Origin of the sequence: Pontibacter arcticus (genome assembly GCF_003284895.1) — a bacterium.
In the GTDB taxonomy this organism is placed as follows: Bacteria; Bacteroidota; Bacteroidia; order Cytophagales; family Hymenobacteraceae; genus Pontibacter; species Pontibacter arcticus.
Genome location: NZ_QMDV01000003.1, coordinates 420,482 through 439,737 on the forward strand (window position 1 = coordinate 420,482; position 19,256 = coordinate 439,737).

A 19,256-nucleotide genomic window follows, 5' to 3' on the forward strand; every position below is an offset into this window, starting at 1 on the left:
ATTTAGCGCGTAACAATTTGCCCCGAACCTACCACTGTTCTGTCTTAAATTTGTAAATTTGAAATCTTAATTTTTAGCAGAGGGTATGGCCAAGAACACTTACAGAGAAGATGCGCAGCAGGTAGGGCGGAAAAATGAAGTGCGTGGGCGTAATGAGCCGCGTAAAAGCAATACAGTAGCCGGAGAAAAACCAAAACCACAAAAAGATAAGAAAAAGTGGAATTTTAAACTTCCTAGTTTTTCGTTGCCTTCTTTTGAGCTGAAATTCATGAAGGACAGGCGCTTTAAGCTGTTTATCGGCTTCACGTTTCTGTTACTTTCCTTCTTTTTAACCATCGCTTTTGTATCCTATCTTTTTACAGGCCAGGCCGACCAGAGTGTAGTAGAATCAGTAAGCGGCACCGGCATTAAAGAATCCGGTCTCGAAGCCGAGAACTGGCTTGGACTGGTAGGTGCCTGGGTGTCGCATCTGTTTATATATGATTGGGTGGGCATAGGCGCTTTCTTTATCATTCCGGTCTTGTTTCTGGCTGGTTGCCGTATCGTGTTCAAGCGGGTTACTATTTCGATGTCGTATGTGCTGGGGCTTTGCAGCTTTAGTATGCTCTGGATAAGCCTGATCATGGGCTACAGCGTTTTCACGGCAGGTACTATCGACCGCCTTGGTTACTTAGGCGGCGGCATTGGTGTAGAAACAGCCATCTGGCTGAACAGCCTGATCGGGTGGGGCTCCTGGCTACTCCTGGGCTTTTTGCTGCTGATCTTTTTAGTCGGATTTTTCAATATCACCAACATCAACTGGGGCTCTAAAACAGAAGAGGAAGTTGAACCGGAGCCAGTTAGAGGCCGCAATTATGCCAGTGCCTCGTTAGGCGAAGTAGTGGGCGGCAGAAACGGCATCAACCACAACGCTGACCCAACAGCCTCGCTGGTGCAGGAAGAAGTACAGGAAGAATATTACGAAGAAGAAGAGGAAGTTTACCTGGAAGAAGCGGATAACGAAGAAGATTTTGAGCAGGCGCTTCAGATGGAACTCAGTACCATCACACCGGCGGATCCTGTTGCACCTGCCAGACCAGCCGCGCCAGCCCTGGAACTGGATATCGAACTGGAAGAAGAATTTCTGGAAGCGGAAGCAGAATTTGATACTGCCGAGGAGGAAGAAATTGTAGACCTACAGATTGCCAGAACGCCTGAGGAAGCCGCAGCCGCCGTTTTATCCACTGAAAACTACGACCCAACCTTAGACCTGTCGCGCTACCAGTACCCAACCATCGAGTTGCTGAACGATTATGGTGCCAGCAAAGTATCAGTGAGCAAAGAAGAGCTCGAAGCCAACAAAGACAAGATCGTTGAAACGCTGGGTAACTACAACATCGGCATCGCAAGTATAAAAGCCACCATCGGGCCAACTGTAACGCTCTATGAAATTGTGCCGGATGCCGGCGTACGTATCTCCAAAATTAAAAATCTGGAAGACGATATCGCGCTTAGCTTGGCAGCTTTGGGAATTCGTATCATTGCGCCCATTCCGGGGAAAGGTACGATTGGTATTGAAGTACCGAATGCTAAAAAGGAAATGGTGTCGATCCGGTCTATTCTGGCTACCGACAAGTTCCTGAAAAGCGACATGGACCTTCCGATTGCTTTTGGTAAAACCATCACCAACGAAGTATTTATAACCGACCTTGCCAAAATGCCCCACTTGCTGATGGCAGGTGCTACAGGCCAGGGTAAATCCGTTGGTCTGAACATCATACTTACATCCTTATTATACAAGCGCCATCCGTCGCAGCTGAAATTTGTACTAGTCGATCCTAAGAAAGTAGAATTATCGCTGTTTAATAAGATTGAGCGCCACTTTTTAGCCAAACTGCCCGACAGCGAAGAAGCCATCATCACCGATACCAAAAAGGTAGTGAACACACTGAACTCGCTTTGTATGGAAATGGATATGCGCTACGACCTGCTGAAAGACGCCGGTTGCCGCAACCTGAAAGAGTATAACCGCAAGTTTGTAGAGCGCCAGCTTAACCCGAAGAAAGGCCACAAGTTTATGCCTTTTATTGTGTTGGTAATTGATGAGCTCGCCGACCTGATGATGACCGCCGGCAAGGAAGTGGAAACACCAATTGCCCGTCTGGCGCAGCTGGCCCGTGCCATTGGTATACACTTGGTTGTGGCCACGCAGCGCCCTTCGGTGAACGTTATTACTGGTATCATAAAGGCCAACTTCCCGGCGCGTATCTCTTTTAAAGTAACGTCTAAGATCGACTCCAGAACGATTCTGGATGCCGGTGGTGCCGACCAGTTAATTGGGCAGGGCGATATGCTGTTCTCGATTGGCTCTGATATTGTGCGCATCCAGTGCGCGTTTGTGGATACTCCGGAAGTAGACCGCATCTGTGATTTTATCGGCGAGCAGCAAGGCTACAACGATGCGTATTTGCTGCCTGAGTTTGTAGGGGATGAAAGCGGAAGCGAAAAAGCAGATTTCGACCCAAGCTCTAGAGACCCCTTGTTTGAAGAAGCCGCCCGTATTATTGTGCAGCACCAGCAGGGTAGTACCTCCCTGTTGCAGCGCCGCCTGAAGCTGGGCTATAACCGCGCAGGCCGTTTAATTGATCAATTGGAGTCGGCTGGCGTAGTGGGCCAGTTTGAGGGCAGCAAAGCACGCGAAGTTTTAATTCGGGACGAATACAGTTTGGAACAGTTATTGAATGCCATCAGCTAAAGACTAAACTGTAACTAGAAATGAAAAAGTTATTCTCACTTATACTTTCCCTGCTGCTGGTTGTAACAGTGGCGCATGCGCAGAAAGACCCGGAGGCTACCAAAATACTGAACACCATGAGCCAGAAGTACAAGGCCATGAAAGCGTTTAAGGCCAACTTCTCGCAGACAATGGAAAACACCTCATCTAAGAGCAAAGAGACCATGGAAGGTACCATTACCGTGAGCGGACCAAAGTATAAATTAGCAGTAAGCGGTCAGGAAATTATCAGCGATGGCAAACTGCTCTGGACTTACTTGAAAGACGTGAACGAAGTAACCATTACCGAAAACGATGCCGAAGCCGAAGCCATGGCCCCCAGCAAAATTTTCGAGATGTATAAAAAAGGCTATAAATATGCCTATGCCGGCACCGAAACCCGCGCCGGCGAAAAAGTAGACGTCATTGAAATGGCACCGGAAGACCGCAGCAACCCAATCTTTAAAGTGCGTTTATACATCGGCCAGAAAGATAAAGCGCTTAAAAGCTGGCAGATGTTCCGTAACAACGGCAGCCGCTATACTTACGCCATCAAAGATTTCCAGGCAAACCCTGCCCTTGCCTCAGATGCGTTTACTTTCAACAAAGCAAAGTATAAAGGCGTGAGCGTAGTGGACCTAAGATAATACCTGTTTCCTATTCACAAGTGAAGGCTGTCCCCTGGGGCAGCCTTTTTTTATGTCTGCATCTTTATATAAAGTCCCCAGAAGGATTTTCAGGATGAATAGATTGATAGGCCTTTAATTGATGCTGCCGCAAGTTTTAGCGCAGCGGTAACTTGTGGTTGTGTATTGCAGAAGTTTTCAACTTCTTTGCTTTGTAAAAGCAAATATGGTAATGGCCTATACTTTGGTAGCGGTTTTTGAAGAATGAAAATGGCCTTTCCCGTTCTGTCATCCTGAAAGGATCTTGTGTGTTACTTGCAACTCATTACTAAGATCCTTTCAGGATGACAAAATCGAATAACCGTTTCTGCACGAGTATTTTTCTGCTGGCGCAGAAAGTAAGTTATAAACTTACATCATACACAACCACACGTTACCGCTACGCTCAAACTTGCGGCAGCATTGGTGTAGAACCCAGATGGGCTTATTCAGCCTGTAAACACGTGGGTAGAGGCCTATATAAAGATGCAGACAATTGCGCTTAAAACCATACTTTTGTAAAATCAACCTCCTACAACTTTCCATGACAAGAGCACAACTTTTCGAGCAGATCCTGAAAAAGAAGTCTTACCTCTGCATTGGCCTCGACACCGATCCGAAAAAACTGCCGCAACACCTGCTGGATTTCGAAGACCCCGTTTTTGAGTTTAACCGCCAGATAATAGAAGCGACCGCCGATTTGTGTGTGGCCTATAAGCCTAATATTGCCTTTTATGAAGCGCAGGGCCCGAAAGGTTGGGTAAGCCTCGAAAAAACACTGGAAGTAATTCCGCAGGATATTTTTACGATAGCCGATGCCAAACGCGGCGACATTGGGAACACCTCCGAACTCTACGCGCGCGCCTTTTTTGAAAGTATGGATTTTGATTCTGTAACGGTGGCGCCTTACATGGGAGCAGATTCTGTGAAGCCTTTTCTGGTAAAGGATGGCAAGTGGGTTATACTTTTGGCGCTTACCTCTAACCCGGGCAGCCAGGATTTCCAGATGCTGAAACTGGCCGACGGCAGCGAGGAATATCTGTTTGAACAGGTACTGAGAACCAGCGCCACCTGGGCAAATTCTGACCAGATGATGTATGTAGTAGGCGCTACGCAAGGCGAATTTATAGAACGTGTGCGTGCCATCGTACCCGACCATTTCCTGTTGGTACCGGGTGTAGGCGCACAGGGCGGCAGCCTGGAAGAAATCTCACGTCTCGGCCTGAACCAGCAATGCGGCCTGCTCATCAACTCTTCCAGAGCCATTATCTACGCCTCCTCCGGAGAAGACTTCGCTGAGAAAGCAAGAGAAGCCGCGCTGGAAGTGCAACGTGAGATGGAAGGGTATTTGGAGAAGTATGTGGGGTAAAAGACTCAGTATATAGTGCAGATAAGCGTATGTTCACGTTTATCCAGAAGTTGGGGCAAATTCAAATTATGAGAGTAATTTTTAGCTTTATGTTTCTGGTGTTGTTAGGTTGTTCATTTCCAATGAGTGAATATGAAGCCAATGAGCGATTAGAAAAGTTTTCCCTGAAACTTATCGAGAAACCAAACTTTGTAGAGAACAGAAGAGACTTGACGCACTTAGATTACTATGAGAACATAGAACTTCTATTGACTGATACTGAGTATGCTAATCTTCAGGGTCAGATAAAAAAGTCTCACGGCTTTACCAACCTTGATAACTATTACGAAGGACTTGAAGAGTTTAAGGCTAAGTCATGGACCTATGGGGAAATATTTGGTCAAAGCCACCTTTCCAGCAAAGAAGTTATTGTTGAGCCAGATGTAATAGAATTAGCATATTACCATAAGTTTCATTCAGGCAGTTGGGTAGAGAAAATAAATGACTACACAAAGCAGCTTGAATATTATAAGGAAGGGAGTGGCACGGATGGAGGAAACATCAACATATTGCAGAAAGAAAAAAAGCTCTTCTATTACCTGCAAAATGATTAGAACTATCCCCAACACCACCTTTACGGTAGCTTCGCCACCGCAAAGCCCAATCCGTTAGCCTACACATGCATCAAAATTGACTTAAAGTATAAATATGAACAACAACGATATATTACGCCGGCTCCGCTATACATTTGATTTCAACGACCCGAAGTTGCTGGAGCTGTTTAAGTCTGGTGGGGAGCAGGTAACGCGTGCCGAGCTTATTGAGTGGATGAAAAAGGAAGACGAGCCGGAATTTAAGGAAATGAGCGACCTACACCTGGCGGCTTTCCTGAACGGGTTGATAAACGAAAAACGCGGTAAAAAAGAAGGCGAGCAGCCCAAGCCTGAAAGTAAACTGAACAACAACATTATACTTCGGAAGCTCAAAATAGCCCTCAACCTGATAGACGAGGATATACTTAATATTCTGGAACTGGTAAGATTTCGGTTGAGCAAGCACGAACTGAGCGCTTTTTTCCGTAAACCCGACCACCAACATTACCGCCCCTTGCAAGACCAGATCCTGCGCAATTTTCTGCATGGCCTGCAACTAAAGTACCAGCCGGAGCCGCGTAAGTAAAGCTTTTTAAATCCGGCAAAATGCACGTAACTTCCTACAACGTGTCTGTACCATGAAAGAAGATTTCCTCCATTACATCTGGCAACATCAGTATTTTGATAAAACGGCACTGTGCACCACAGATGGAGAGGCAATTCAGGTACTGAAAACAGGTTTTTACCACACCAACGCCGGGCCCGATTTTAAGGAAGCCTTAATTCGGATTGGCGATGTGGAGTGGTCGGGGAGCGTGGAGGTGCACATTAATGCCTCAGACTGGCTGCAGCACCGGCACCAGACAGACAGAAAGTATGATCAGGTCATTCTGCATGTAGTTTGGCAAGCTGATGAAAGTATACGTCGCACCAACGGTTCGGCAGTTCCTACACTGGAACTGAAAGATAGGATTCAGCCCGGCATGCTGGCAAAGTATGAGCAACTGCAACAGGCTGTTACCACTATTCCGTGTGCCGCTTTCTGGCCTGCTGTTCCGGAGTTAACCAAAACAAGTATGCTGGCCCGCGCCCTCACCGAACGGCTCGAATTGAAAGCAAATGACGTATTGGCGGTGCATCAGCAACTGAACAACGACTGGGAACAAACCGCCTATTTTATACTTTGCCGGAGCTTCGGATTTAAGATAAACCAGGCGGCAATGGAGCAACTGGCCAAAGCTTTGCCATGGCAGGTTATCCGGAAGCACCAGCAAAGCCAGTTTCAGCTGGAAGCGCTTTTGTTCGGACAGGCCGGTTACTTAGAAAATCCTGTGGATGATTACGCCGGGCAATTGGCAAAAGAATATACGTTCCTGAGCCACAAGTATAAACTACGCGAAACAGCTTTGCAGCGGCACCATTGGAACTTCCTCAGGATGCGCCCTGCCAATTTCCCGACGGTACGGTTGGCGCAACTGGCTGCAACCTTGTATCAGCAACAAACTTTTTTTACCAAACTGCTGGAAACACAAAGTATAAAAACCTACGAATCATACTTTACAACGCCTGTTTCAGCCTACTGGCAGCAGCATTATGATTTCGGCAAACCTTTAAAAACACCACAGTTACAGATCGGCAAAAGCAGCGTCCAAAACTTAATTGTAAATGTAACGGTGCCGTTGCTAGCCGCATACGCTACTTATAACAAAGATTATACTTACCTCGAAAAAGCGATTTCCCTGCTCGAGCATGTAAAAGAAGCCTCCAATAACATAACCCGTTTGTATGAGGCACTTGGCTGGCGTGCAACCTCCGCTGCTGATAACCAGGCTGCACTCGGTTTATACAAGCTTTACTGCGAACCAGTAAACTGCCTGCAATGCGCAGTAGGCAACAAAATCCTGAAAAATAATACCGCCCTGTGAGTTTACTGGTAACACTTTTTAACATAGCCATACTTTCCGGGCTGGTGTGGTGGATGCAACGGCAGCGCTGGGCAGAACAACTGCGGCCATACTTTTATCCGGCGCTGGGGCTTAAACTTTTGTGCGGTTTGTTGCTGGGCCTTTTATACTTTGAATACTATGGCGGCGGAGATACGGTGGCATATCATCAGGGTTCTCTGAAATTAACGGCCTTGGCCTACCAGGATTTTAAAGCATACGCGGAGCTGATTTTCCTGAACCAGTTTCCGGATGAGCCGTTTCGCGCTGAAATTCCTTTTTCACGTTTCCCGGATTTTAGTAATTCTTTTTTCCTGATAAAGCTGCTGAGTGTACTTAATTTACTGACAGATAGCTCTTATTACCTCGGCGGTTTATACTTTTCATTATTTAGTTTTTGGGGAAGCGGTAGGCTGGCTGCAACATTAATCATACTTCAGCGAAAGTATAAAACGGCTGCTACAGTTGCTTTTTTGCTATTCCCGTCGGTTATGTTCTGGAGTTCAGGTTTATCCAAAGATGCCTTGCTGTTCGGGAGTGTTTGTTGGATTGTTGCAGTCGTTTTGAAAACGGCAAATGGTTATCGCGCATCAAAAACAGATTTTATACTTTTGCTGCCGATGCTGTATTTGCTCTACAAAGTGAAGTTTTTTGTGGCGATGCTGCTTTTGCCGTTGCTTTTCGTGTACCTCAGCCTAAAAGTGATTGCAAAAAACTACCCGTTGCTTAAGCCCGAAAGAAGACAGGTTTATATATTTATACTTTTATTACTGCTCTTTATTCCGGCTGCAGCGTTGTTCTTTGATATGTACATGGATGGCTTTTTTTACAGCAACCTGGTTACAACACATGATGCATTGTTAGCCAGATCGCAGCACACCATTTTTATTCAGTATAACTTGTTGGAGCCTACCTTGCAAAGTTTTATACTGAACGCCCCAGAAGCAGTTCTAAGTGCTGTTTACCGGCCGTTTATCTGGGAATCTGACAATGCATTGCAAATCCTTTCAGGAATAGAGAATCTTGTTTTACTTATGCTAACATTGGTAAGTATAAGAGCAGGTCTTACAACAAAGCGATGCAGGATAAGCCCTGAGTATGTCCTTTTTGGCTTTATTGTAATTCTGTTTGCTGCTATTTTTGGGCTGAGTACGCCTAATTTCGGTTCGCTGAGCCGTTACAGGATTCTGTTCTTACCCTTCCTTATTTACCTGTTCATGCAGAACACCTTTATACTTTCAATACTGTATAAACTGAAGGCTATGTTGCCAAAGCGTTATTTTTAAACTCTGCAGCTTCTTCGTACCTTTGCCCCTTAATTCAGATACGTCATGCAAAATCCAGTGATCATACTTGGTGCCCAGAACCTGGGTACGGCAGCTTTAGATATATTTAACAGTAACAGCGTAGTGGTGTATTGTTTTCTTGATGATAATACAACCCTGCAGCAGGAAGAAATCAACAACGTGGCGGTGATGAGCAAGACCGAAGACGGCGAATTCCTGAAGCTGATCGGGAAGAAGTGCGATGTGTTTGTAGCCGTAGAAGATTCTGCTGCCCGCAAAGGACTCATCAACATGCTGAAAGAAGAGTATAAAGTGGTGCCGGTAAATGCTATCCATAAATTCAGTGCAGTATCAGAACACGCCTGGCTGGGCCACGGCATCATGATTGGCGCAGGCGCGATCATCAACAACAATGCAAAGATCGGTGATAATTGTATTATTGGCGCACGTGCACTGGTAGATACCAAAGCCGAGATCGCTGATTTTGTGCAGATCGGAGCCGGTGCGGTTATAAACCCTGAAGTAATAGTAGAGGAGGGTGCCTTTATCGGAACAGGCGCCGTGATTGTTTCCGGCGTGAAGATCGGTAAAAATGCACGCGTAGGCGCGGGCGCTGTTGTTGTAGCCAATGTACCTGCCAAGGCAACTGTTTTCGGAAACCCGGCAGCTCCTATCAAGTAAACTTTTATACTTGCCTTTGCTGTTTTAAAACTGACAAAAGTCATTGTAAGTTATAAATTCAGAAAGTTATTTTGAATTAGAAAGGAGAGATAATCTTTATCTTTTTAATACTTAGCAACTAGCAATCAACAATCAATCTAAAACACTAAGCTGAAACTTAGCAGTTATGAACCAACCCTACAGCATACTTTTATACTACTGCTACACCCCGATAGCAGATCCGGAAGCGTTCCGGGAAGAACATCATCTACTTTGCCTGGAGCTTAATCTGCTCGGCCGCATCATCGTTTCCAAAGAGGGCCTAAACGGTACCGTTTCCGGCCTGAAAGAAGATTGCGAAAAGTATATGCAGCTGATGCACGCCGACCCGCGTTTCGCTAAGATCGATTTTAAAGTGGATGCCTCGGATAAGCACGCTTTTGCCAAACTGCATGTGCGCACCAAAGCCGAAATTGTACACTCCGGCTTGCTGCACATCGACCCGAACGTACGTACCGGTGTACATCTTTCGCCTACCGAGTTTAAGGAAATGAAAGACCGCGAAGACGTGGTAGTACTGGATGTGCGCTCAGAGTATGAATACAGCGTAGGCCGGTTTAAAAATGCGGTTACACTCGATATCGAGAATTTCAGGGAGTTTCCGGAGCAGATAGATGCGCTGAAAGAAAAGTATAAAGACAAGAAAATACTAACCTACTGCACCGGCGGCATTAAGTGCGAAAAAGCAAGCGCGTTTTTACTGGATCAGGGCTTTGAGAACGTATACCAGCTACACGGCGGTATTATAAAGTATGGCAAAGAGGCCCAGGGCGAAGATTTTGAAGGCAAATGCTATGTCTTTGATAACCGCGTGGCCGTAGATGTAAATCAGGTAAATCCGAAAGTGATCTCGGAATGCTACGTTTGCAAAACCAAATCCGACAGAATGGTAAACTGCGCCAACCCGGTTTGCAACCTGCATGTGCCTATCTGCGAAAGCTGCGGCCACGAAATGGAAGGTGCCTGCTCTGCCGAATGTAAAGATCACCCGGAAAAACGCCCTTACGACGGCACGGGTTATTACCAGAAAGAACTGAACGGCTACAACCCGCTGAAAGGATTTAACCGACGCAAAACTACCGGCGTTTCGGCTTAAAATAATTAACACAAGTATAAGAAGCGTGTGCTCCTAAGGCCACGCTTTTATTTTTTATACGTATGTTGCTTTCTTGTATCACGCAACATCAGCACAACTAAACAGAAAGATATGGCGATTCCAGCATCAGAATTAATACTGAACGAAGACGGTACCATTTACCACCTTAACCTGTTGCCAGAACAGATTTCCGATACCATTATTACTGTGGGAGATCCGGATAGGGTAGCAAAAGTAAGTAAGTACTTTGATGAAATTGAAGTAGAAGTTGCCAAGCGCGAGTTTGTCACGCACACCGGTTATTATAAAGGCAAACGCCTGACTGTTATTTCGACGGGAATGGGTACCGATAATATCGATATCCTGATGAACGAACTGGATGCACTGGTTAACATTGATTTTGTATCCAGGGAAGTAAATGAAGAAAAGATATCGCTTAAAATAGTGCGCATTGGTACGTCGGGTGCGCTCCAGACTTCTGTGCCATTGGGTAGCCACCTAGCATCGCATACTTCTATTGGCCTGGATACCCTGATGGAATTCTACCCACTGCCGCAAACAGAGCAGGAACAAAGTATAACCAAAGCCTTACAACAAGATTTGGGCATTGGTTTTCAGCCGTATTGCGTGAGTGGTTCCGAAAGCCTGATCAAAAAAATAGGGTATGATATGATTCCGGGAAACACCCTGACCTGCCCTGGTTTTTATGCACCGCAGGGCCGCTTGTTGCGTGCCGGCGTTCGGATAGAGGAGTTGTTGCAGAAATACCATAACTTCCGCCACAACGATTATAAACTGACAAATTTCGAAATGGAAACGGCTGGCTACTACAGCATGGGCCGCTTGCTGGGCCACGAAATGTTATCGCTGAATGCAATGGTAGTAAACCGGATTACGCAGGAATTTGCGACCGATGCCGATGATATTATTGATGACCTGATCGTGAAAGTGCTCGACAGGATTTAGTAAAAGCAAGTATAGAGTTCTTTAAAAGAACTCTATACTTATAATTGAAATGATCGGAACAGAGCAGCCCGCCTTTAAAGTTATATGCGATTGGTCTACAGTCCAGACGGTCGTATCTACACGTTTCTGTTCTCCGTCGGCCGTCTGAAACGTAATTTCTACTTTGCCCCTGTACGCGTTGCCCAACGATGCCGCCCTGTTCAGGTCCCAGACACGCTTCTTGCGGGCCTCCGCATCTTCCAGTACATCTTCGTTACTAAAATTGAAAAAAGGGATTTCTTCTTTCTCTACCAGGGGTATTCTGTTGGTTGTAGTATCCATAATGCTAAGTTTGATATGAAACCCATTTGCCACAAAGTATACTTTTACTTTAACCGGAAATGGTACTTGTTTTACGTTATAACAACTATTTCAGTATAAAATGGTTTGCAGGTTCGTGTCAGAAAGCTGCTAGTGTTCAGTAAATCAGGAAGGTACCTGAAAAGAAAAGAGCAAGTATAAACTACCTGCTCTTCTATGTGGTGCGGAGTCGGGTTAGAAATCCGGCAAGTGGCATACGTTGTCTTTTAGTTAAAGAAACTCAATTCCCAGAATAGCAGCAATCGGAAGTGCGCACCCTGCTTTAAGTGTAATAAACAGGTCATCAACTGTCCAGATAGTGGTAGCAACTTTCTTATCCTGGCCATCAGAGGTCTGAAACGTAATTTCTACTTTACCATGATAAGCATTTCCAAGTAGAGTGGCCCGGTTCAGATCCCAGCGGCGTTTGCTCCTCGACTGAGCATCCGTTAAAACATCTTCTGATCGGAAGCGAAGTCCCGGAATCTGCTCTTTAGCTACTAATAGGGTGGTATTGGCTAGCGTTTCCATAAACAGTTATTGGTTATATTGTGCTACGGAATATAGAAACTCTGAAATACAAATACAATAAGCCACCTGATAATAGACAATAATTTATAATTTTTGGAGGAATTCTAACGTATCCACGCCATCGGCATAGTCCCAGACCATTGGGCATTGGGCGTTGCCGAAGGGAATGCTGCCTTCGAACCAGCCATGCGCCGATACCACGCATTGTGTTTTGTCTTTTACTGAATTTAATTTCTGACGCAGATCCTGATGCGACGAAAACGTTTCGTAAAACAGCACCGAAATAGGTGAAACAAGATTCTCGCTTGGTGTTACCAGCATAAAGCCGTTATCATAATGCGGCACAGCATTTACCAGAAGTATGGATTTGTTGTAATCGTAGTTATTCTGGTATTTGTGATGATCCAGCAAACTCTGGCGGTGCTGGTTTGCTTCAAAAAAAGCATCAAACTTGTAACCTTCCGGCACAAACACTTTAGACACATTGCGGCAACCCAGGCCATAATACCTGAAAATATCTTCGCCCAACTTCGTGAGCTCTTCTTTTTCTTCGTGTCCGGTTAAGATGCCGATGCTGCTGCGGTTCTTGCGGATAATGTGCGGCCGGCTGGCAAAGTAATACTCAAAGTAACGGGCGGTGTTGTCGGAGCCGGTGGCAATAATGGCATCGGCATCTTTCAGCAGCTCGGCAAATTCTATACTTGGCGCAAAAGCAGGCTCAATCGCGATCAGCATATTAGCCAGCTTTTTAATCAGGGGCTCGTCTGATGTGCTCAGTTTTGCCAGTAGGTTATGGCCACTTATCAGTACCGCTAAAAAATCGTGGAAACCGACCATGGGTATATTGCCGGCCATCACTACGCCAACCTTTTTCGGCGAAATTTGTTTAAGGTGATAAGGATAGAGCCATTCGCGCAGGTACTGTTCATCCAGCATCAGCGCGATGCCTTTCAGCGCAAAGGTTACATTGGCTTCATCAAACCAGGGGTTACGCCCAGCTGCCAGTCGTGCCCAGTCCTGAAGTTCCTCTTCGGAGAGGTTTTGGAGTTGTTTGCCAAGTTCTATAAAAGCTTCTATTCTGTTTTCTAATGTCATGGCGCTGTGTGGCTTTAAAATTTATTTGATGCGGATGCTTAATGTTTCTAATTTTGCAGCAAATTCAGAAACAAGAAGTACAAAAGTATAAAAAATATACAGGAGATACGATTATGGCTATCATGATAACGGATGAGTGCATTAACTGCGGAGCCTGCGAACCAGAGTGCCCGAACACTGCCATTTACGAAGGCGGCGCGGAATGGACCTGGGGCGGCGGTACGGAGTTAAAAGAAGTAGAAATTGACGGTGGTGAGATTATCCCCGGCGATGCACCACAGACACCGGTTTCAGACGAATTTTATTATATAGTTTCAGATAAGTGCACCGAGTGCATGGGCTTCCATGAAGAGCCGCAGTGCGCTGCCGTTTGCCCTGTGGATTGCTGCGTGGACGATCCGGATTACCGCGAAACCGAAGAAGAATTATTATCCAAAAAAAGCTGGCTTCACCAGGAAGCATAAGTTTAATACACCAAAGTATAAAAGCCTGCCCAATTCACGTGGCAGGCTTTTTAATTTAACCTCAGCCCAAAAAAAGATGGAAGGCTTACTGCACCAAGGCAAAACATTCGAGAAGATCAGTTACCCTAACAAAGATGTAAAGAGCAGGGGGTTCGAGAACTGCACTTTTAAGCTCTGCGATTTTTCGGGGAGCAACTTTGCCGGCACGCGTTTCACAGACTGCACATTTATGGGCTGTAACCTGGCGCTGCTGAAGCTGAATAACGTAACCCTGAATAACTGTGTGTTTAAAGAATGTAAACTAACCGGTATAAATTTCAGCGAGTGCGAAGATGTGTTCTTTACCGTGCAGTTCGAAAATTGTATCCTGGATTATGCCGTTTTCATGAACCGGAAAATGGCTAAAACCAAGTTCATTTATACTTCCCTCAAGAGTGTAGACTTCACAAATGCCAACCTGACCAGCGCCCTGTTTGATAACACCGATCTGGAGCGTGCCGTTTTTAATTATACCAACCTCTCCGGCGCAGACTTTTCTACTGCCTATAATTTTATCATCGACCCGGAAATAAATACTATCAAAAATGCAAAGTTTTCGGGTTACGGCCTGCAGGGGCTGCTGGCAAAGTATGAATTGGTGATTGTGTAAAACTGCCTTGGTTCCGCATACTTTGATAACCCTATCCTAAAATCTGCTAATCCTATCAATCTTAGTCTTTTTTCGCTATTTTTGCTCTTTGCACAAACACCGGAAATTATAGTCTACGATGTCGATTTCAACAAAATATAACCCCAAAGAGGTAGAACAGAAGTGGTACGATAGCTGGATGCAGCGCGGCTTCTTCCGCTCTACACCTAACCCGAACAAAGAGCCTTATACAGTTGTAATTCCGCCGCCAAACGTAACAGGCGTGCTGCACATGGGCCATATGCTCAACAATACCATCCAGGATATCCTGATCCGGAGGGCGCGTATGCAGGGCAAAGAAGCTTGTTGGGTACCGGGTACCGACCACGCTTCGATTGCAACCGAAGCAAAAGTGGTGGCGATGCTGAAAGAGCGCGGCATCGAGAAAAAAGATATTTCCAGAGAAGAATTCCTGAAATACGCCTGGGAGTGGAAAGAGAAGTATGGCGGTATTATACTGGACCAGCTGAAAAAACTGGGTGCTTCCTGCGACTGGGACCGTACCCGTTTCACGATGGAAGAGGACCTGAGCGCAGCCGTGATCGAGGTATTTGTGGATCTGTACCGCAAAGGCCAGATTTACCGTGGCGTACGTATGGTAAACTGGGACCCGCTGGGTGGCACCGCGCTTTCGGATGAAGAAGTGATCCCGAAGGATACCATGGCCAAAATGTACCACCTGAAGTATGAACTGGTTGGTGATGATGCAGAAGGTGGTTTCTTAACCGTTGCTACCTCGCGCCCAGAAACCATTATGGCTGACGTGGCTGTAGCCGTTAACCCGAACGACGAACGCTACAAGCATTTGCACGGCAAACAGGTGCGTATTCCGTTGTTGGGCAAGGTAATTCCGATTATAGTAGACGAGTATGTAAGTATAGAATTTGGTACCGGTGCGCTAAAAGTAACGCCAGCCCACGACCTGAACGACTACGAACTCGGGCAGAAGCATAACCTACCTATTATTGATATCCTGAATGACAACGGTACATTAAACGAACTGGCGCAACTGTATGTAGGCCAGGATCGTTTTGCAGCCCGCCGTAACATTGTAAAAGACCTGCAGGAAGCCGGCTACCTGGTTAAAATAGATGAGTACCCAAGTATCGTGCAGACCTCTGAGCGAACCGGTGCTGTAATCGAGCCGCGTTTGTCGATGCAGTGGTTCTGTAAGATGGATAAAATGGCCTTGCCTGCGCTGGAAGCCGTAATGAACGACGACATCCGCCTGTATCCGCCGAAGTTCAAGAACATGTACCGCTCCTGGATGGATAATATCCGCGACTGGTGTATTTCGCGCCAGCTGTGGTGGGGACAACGCATACCTGCTTATTATTTGCCGGATGGCTCGTTTGTGGTAGCAACTACCGATGCTGAAGCACTGGAAATTGCCCGTAAGAAAACCGAAAATCCTGATCTGCAATTAACTGATCTGCGCCAGGACGAAGACGTACTGGATACCTGGTTCTCGTCGTGGTTGTGGCCTATTTCGGTTTTTGACGGCTTTAAAGACCCTGATAACAAAGACATACTTTACTATTACCCAACCAATGACCTGGTAACCGCTCCTGAAATTCTGTTCTTCTGGGTAGCACGTATGATCATGGCTGGTTTTGAATTCCGGAACGAGATGCCATTCCGTAATGTGTACCTGACCGGTATTGTACGTGATGCACAGGGCCGTAAAATGTCTAAATCGCTGGGCAACTCACCGGACCCGCTGGACCTAATCGAGCAATACGGTGCTGATGGCGTGCGTGCCGGTATGTTGTTCAGTTCGCCGGCTGGTAACGATTTGCTTTTTGATGAGAAACTGGTAGAGCAGGGCCGTAATTTCAGCAACAAGATCTGGAACGCTTTCAGATTGATTAAAGGATGGGAAGTAGACGAAAACCTGCCTTGCCCGAACGAAACGGCTATCCAGTGGTTTGATGCGCGCTTTAACGAAGCCTTCATTCAGCTGGAAGACCATTTTGAGAAGTTCCGTATTTCGGATGCTTTGCTGGCGGTGTACAAACTGGTGTGGGACGATTTCTGCTCGAACTACCTGGAGATGATCAAACCGGCGTACCAGCAACCAATCGATGCGCGCACAATAGAAGCTACTGTTGGCTTCCTGGAGAACGTGCTGAAGGTGTTGCATCCGTTTATGCCGTTTATCACAGAAGAGATCTGGCACGAACTGAAAACCCGCAAAGACAAGGAATTCCTGATCGTGGCAGCCTGGCCTAAAAAAGATAAGCTGGATAAAGCGATTACGGAGCAAATGGAAGCCGTCCTGAATATTGTAGGCGCGATCCGTAACATCCGGAACTCTAAAAATATTCCGCAGACCAAGCAACTCGATCTTTCGATCAAAATTGTAAGCGATAATAAGTATGACGCGTTCCTGAGCATCATCACCAAACTGGCCAACGTAAAGGAAATCAGCTTTGTGCAGGATAGCCTGGATGGTGCGATCAGTTTTGTAGAAGCCGGCGATGAGTTCTTTATACCAATGGAAGGTAATATTGACGTGGCAGCCGAGCGCGAGCGTTTAACCAAGGAGCTGGAGTATACCAAAGGTTTCCTAATCTCGGTAGCGAAAAAGCTAAGCAACGAGCGTTTTGTAAGCGGCGCACCCGAAGCAGTTATTACGAACGAGCGCAAAAAGCAAGCCGACGCTGAAGCCAAGATCAAAGCAATAGAGCAAAGTCTGGCTACTTTATAATCAGATTTATACTTTCAAAAAAGGCCGCTCTCTTTCGGGAGCGGCCTTTTTTTATACTTTATACTTTCGGGTTCAGAGAATACAATTTATACTTTTTAATTGTTATACTTGGCTGGCTACTTTATACTTTGCAACAGCTGTTCAACTTCTTTTTCGTAGCGTGGAAGCACATCATCCAGCCCTTCTTTTTTACCTGAATACCCAATCTGTACTTGCCTGTTCTCGATTTTATACTTTAATAAACCTTGTTCGGCCTCGGTCAGGTAATATAGTTTAATTGGGTTTGATTTTGTGGCTATCACGTAGGTCCGGAAAGTGAAGTTGTTTTTTATGTGCAGCTGTGTTGGCGGGCGGTTCTCGAGGTAGCGTTGCGTCACGACTGTATCCAGGTTTATGGTGCTTTCGATCTGGTGCAGCGCTTTTATGTCTCCATCCGGAAAAATCCAGCTTGTAATCTCATGGTTACCAGCTTTTTTAGAAGTATGATTTGCTTTTGCAAGATCTAGGGAGGCAGCTAGCTGCAGCAGTTGCAGATCTGCTGTAACGGTTTCAAAAGAAGGATTGGTCGTAGCATTATCATCTATAATATACCTGCTGTTTTTCTGAAGGATAGCATAATCTTTTTCAATATCCTGCTGCAGGAGAAGCGTATCCGTACCCATCAGATAAAACGGGAAGAGTAGTAAGAGTAAAGTATAGAGCATCAGCTTAAAGTATAGTGTGTACTATCAGAACTCAAATTTCGTGCTACTTTAACTCAAAAACTACTTTCACGGAAGTTGTAACAGGTATAGTTTGCGGAAATTCGAATAAACTCATACTTGATTGCCCTCTTATAACAACTTCATTCAGCGTTTCACTTTGCCGATAGTTTATAAAGATCGGATCTGTATCTTCGGTATCTGCTACTTTTACCACACGCTTTATTTGTCTGTTGGCAGCTTTTGCCATTATATCAGCTTTTGCCCACGCTACTTTAATTGCTTTTTCCAGCACTTCTGAAGTATGTTTATCGATAGCCGAGGACATAAAACTGCTCCTGAAACCAGTAAATCCTTCTTTAATTAAGCGTGCCTGTACTTCTGTAAACTGACTCAGGTTTTTTAGCATGAAGGTTATGTTCTGATTTCCATAAAAATACTCTTCCTTATTTCGATTCATATAATCCTGTCTTTTACTTACAGAAAACAATGAGTATTTAACATCAGAAGTAGGAATCTGAAGATCTTTTAACAGCTTTACCATTTTATCTTCAAGCCTTTTGTGCTGCTGGTATACTTTATCTACACTTGATGAATCTGTGGAGTTAATGTCTACAAAGAACTTAACCTGGTCGGCAGGAACATCTATACTTGCTTGCCCAAGTACAACAATACGGTTTTCGGGTGATGGGTTTTGAGCTTTTACAGCAAAGCATAGCAGGAATAAGAAAAGGGTAAGGTTTACTTTCATAAAGTTGGTTTACAATTTAGAATGATCGATTACAGTCCAGGTTATACTTCCGTTACTCACGTTATACTTTAAAAGCAAGTTGCCGCCGTTGTGGCCGTCTTCGTAATAAGCCAGCGCGTAGTTGCCGTTCAGGATGTGGCTTTTACGGATAGCCATCGTGCCACCCATTGTTCCTTTCACCGGAATAAGTGTGCTTTGGTTTCGGGTAAGGTCTTTTTTAAGATCAGTTTCCGGGTTTTGCAGGCCTTTGCGTTGCAGTTTTTTGATCTCACTTTGGGTAAGGCTGCCCATCTTATTTACAGAAATTTCTTCTGTCGGCGGAACTAAAGTCATCGTGTCCGGAGGTAAAATCATACTTTCCAGTGAGTCTTCAGCTTCCTTTCTTGCAGTTAATTCTTCAACTTTTGTGTCGGCCATGGCTAAACGACTTTCCGCTTCAGTTTTCTGAAAGTATAAATAAACAGCAGCCAGCAACGAAACAGCCGCTATGATCCAGGGAAGTATGGTTTTCATGGTATCAGGTTAGTTTATACTTGCACGTATACTTTAGCTAAGGTAAAAAAGATAAACATGGCATCATCAGGTTAAAAAATAAAGCCTGCTCCGTT

Annotated in this window: 19 protein-coding genes; 13 read left to right on the forward strand and 6 right to left on the reverse strand. The window is 45.4% G+C overall.

What is annotated here, in order from left to right:
* Positions 1–85: 85 nt before the first annotated feature.
* From DP923_RS11365 to DP923_RS11410, 10 genes are all read left to right on the forward strand, one after another.
* On the forward strand, positions 86–2,734 hold the full coding sequence (locus tag DP923_RS11365) for an FtsK/SpoIIIE family DNA translocase (protein WP_112305971.1): 2,649 nt from the start codon (positions 86–88) through the stop codon (positions 2,732–2,734).
* Positions 2,735–2,754: 20 nt separating this feature from the next.
* Entirely contained in the window at positions 2,755–3,399 is a 645-nt protein-coding gene (locus DP923_RS11370) for a LolA family protein (protein ID WP_112305972.1), read from the forward strand.
* A gap of 562 nt (positions 3,400–3,961) precedes the next feature.
* On the forward strand, positions 3,962–4,786 hold the full coding sequence (gene pyrF / locus DP923_RS11375; protein ID WP_112305973.1) for an orotidine-5'-phosphate decarboxylase: 825 nt from the start codon (positions 3,962–3,964) through the stop codon (positions 4,784–4,786).
* Positions 4,787–4,854: 68 nt separating this feature from the next.
* A complete protein-coding gene (locus tag DP923_RS11380; RefSeq protein WP_125047709.1) occupies positions 4,855–5,379 on the forward strand; it encodes a hypothetical protein in 525 nt (174 codons plus the stop codon).
* Positions 5,380–5,473: 94 nt separating this feature from the next.
* Positions 5,474–5,944 carry a YehS family protein gene (locus DP923_RS11385; RefSeq protein WP_112305975.1) on the forward strand — a complete coding sequence of 157 codons (471 nt, stop codon included), beginning with the start codon at positions 5,474–5,476 and terminating at the stop codon, positions 5,942–5,944.
* Positions 5,945–5,996: 52 nt separating this feature from the next.
* Positions 5,997–7,283, forward strand: a complete 1,287-nt coding sequence (locus DP923_RS11390) for a DUF2851 family protein (RefSeq protein WP_112305976.1) — start codon at positions 5,997–5,999, stop codon at positions 7,281–7,283.
* The gene (locus DP923_RS11395; RefSeq protein WP_125047711.1) at positions 7,280–8,587 is read left to right on the forward strand and encodes a hypothetical protein; all 1,308 of its coding nucleotides are present in this window, start codon (positions 7,280–7,282) and stop codon (positions 8,585–8,587) included. Before DP923_RS11390 ends, DP923_RS11395 begins: the two co-directional genes overlap by 4 nt.
* Before the next feature lie 45 nt (positions 8,588–8,632).
* Positions 8,633–9,268 carry a NeuD/PglB/VioB family sugar acetyltransferase gene (locus DP923_RS11400; protein WP_112305978.1) on the forward strand — a complete coding sequence of 212 codons (636 nt, stop codon included), beginning with the start codon at positions 8,633–8,635 and terminating at the stop codon, positions 9,266–9,268.
* 166 nt (positions 9,269–9,434) lie between these two features.
* Positions 9,435–10,403 (forward strand): oxygen-dependent tRNA uridine(34) hydroxylase TrhO, encoded by a 969-nt coding sequence (gene trhO, locus DP923_RS11405; protein ID WP_112305979.1) that lies wholly within the window; start codon positions 9,435–9,437, stop codon positions 10,401–10,403.
* A 111-nt stretch (positions 10,404–10,514) separates the two neighbouring features.
* Complete coding sequence (locus DP923_RS11410; RefSeq protein ID WP_112305980.1) at positions 10,515–11,369, forward strand: nucleoside phosphorylase; 855 nt, start codon at positions 10,515–10,517, stop codon at positions 11,367–11,369.
* 21 nt (positions 11,370–11,390) lie between these two features.
* On the opposite strand, the gene DP923_RS11415 is transcribed toward DP923_RS11410, so the two are convergent.
* The 3 genes from DP923_RS11415 to DP923_RS11425 all read right to left on the reverse strand — a co-directional run bounded on the left by DP923_RS11415 (position 11,391) and on the right by DP923_RS11425 (position 13,334).
* Complete coding sequence (locus tag DP923_RS11415) at positions 11,391–11,690, reverse strand: hypothetical protein (RefSeq protein WP_112306252.1); 300 nt, start codon at positions 11,688–11,690, stop codon at positions 11,391–11,393.
* Between the two features lie 249 nt (positions 11,691–11,939).
* Complete coding sequence (locus DP923_RS11420; protein WP_112305981.1) at positions 11,940–12,239, reverse strand: hypothetical protein; 300 nt, start codon at positions 12,237–12,239, stop codon at positions 11,940–11,942.
* A gap of 84 nt (positions 12,240–12,323) precedes the next feature.
* A complete protein-coding gene (locus DP923_RS11425; protein WP_112305982.1) occupies positions 12,324–13,334 on the reverse strand; it encodes an acyl-CoA reductase in 1,011 nt (336 codons plus the stop codon).
* Between the two features lie 113 nt (positions 13,335–13,447).
* On the opposite strand from DP923_RS11425, the gene DP923_RS11430 reads away from it, so the two are divergent.
* From DP923_RS11430 to DP923_RS11440, 3 genes are all read left to right on the forward strand, one after another.
* Complete coding sequence (locus DP923_RS11430; RefSeq protein ID WP_112306253.1) at positions 13,448–13,798, forward strand: 4Fe-4S dicluster domain-containing protein; 351 nt, start codon at positions 13,448–13,450, stop codon at positions 13,796–13,798.
* 76 nt (positions 13,799–13,874) lie between these two features.
* Positions 13,875–14,447 carry a pentapeptide repeat-containing protein gene (locus DP923_RS11435; protein ID WP_112305983.1) on the forward strand — a complete coding sequence of 191 codons (573 nt, stop codon included), beginning with the start codon at positions 13,875–13,877 and terminating at the stop codon, positions 14,445–14,447.
* Between the two features lie 118 nt (positions 14,448–14,565).
* The gene (locus DP923_RS11440; RefSeq protein WP_112305984.1) at positions 14,566–17,196 is read left to right on the forward strand and encodes a valine--tRNA ligase; all 2,631 of its coding nucleotides are present in this window, start codon (positions 14,566–14,568) and stop codon (positions 17,194–17,196) included.
* A 116-nt stretch (positions 17,197–17,312) separates the two neighbouring features.
* Here the strand turns inward: DP923_RS11440 and DP923_RS11445 are convergent, their stop codons facing one another.
* Genes DP923_RS11445 through DP923_RS11455 form a run of 3 tightly spaced genes read right to left on the reverse strand, consistent with a single transcriptional unit; the run spans position 17,313 to position 19,161 of the window.
* Complete coding sequence (locus tag DP923_RS11445) at positions 17,313–17,900, reverse strand: hypothetical protein (RefSeq protein WP_112305985.1); 588 nt, start codon at positions 17,898–17,900, stop codon at positions 17,313–17,315.
* Positions 17,901–17,943: 43 nt separating this feature from the next.
* Positions 17,944–18,648, reverse strand: coding sequence for an SIMPL domain-containing protein (locus tag DP923_RS11450; RefSeq protein ID WP_112305986.1), 705 nt, complete (start codon positions 18,646–18,648; stop codon positions 17,944–17,946).
* A gap of 9 nt (positions 18,649–18,657) precedes the next feature.
* Positions 18,658–19,161 carry a hypothetical protein gene (locus tag DP923_RS11455; protein ID WP_112305987.1) on the reverse strand — a complete coding sequence of 168 codons (504 nt, stop codon included), beginning with the start codon at positions 19,159–19,161 and terminating at the stop codon, positions 18,658–18,660.
* Positions 19,162–19,256 lie beyond the last annotated feature (95 nt).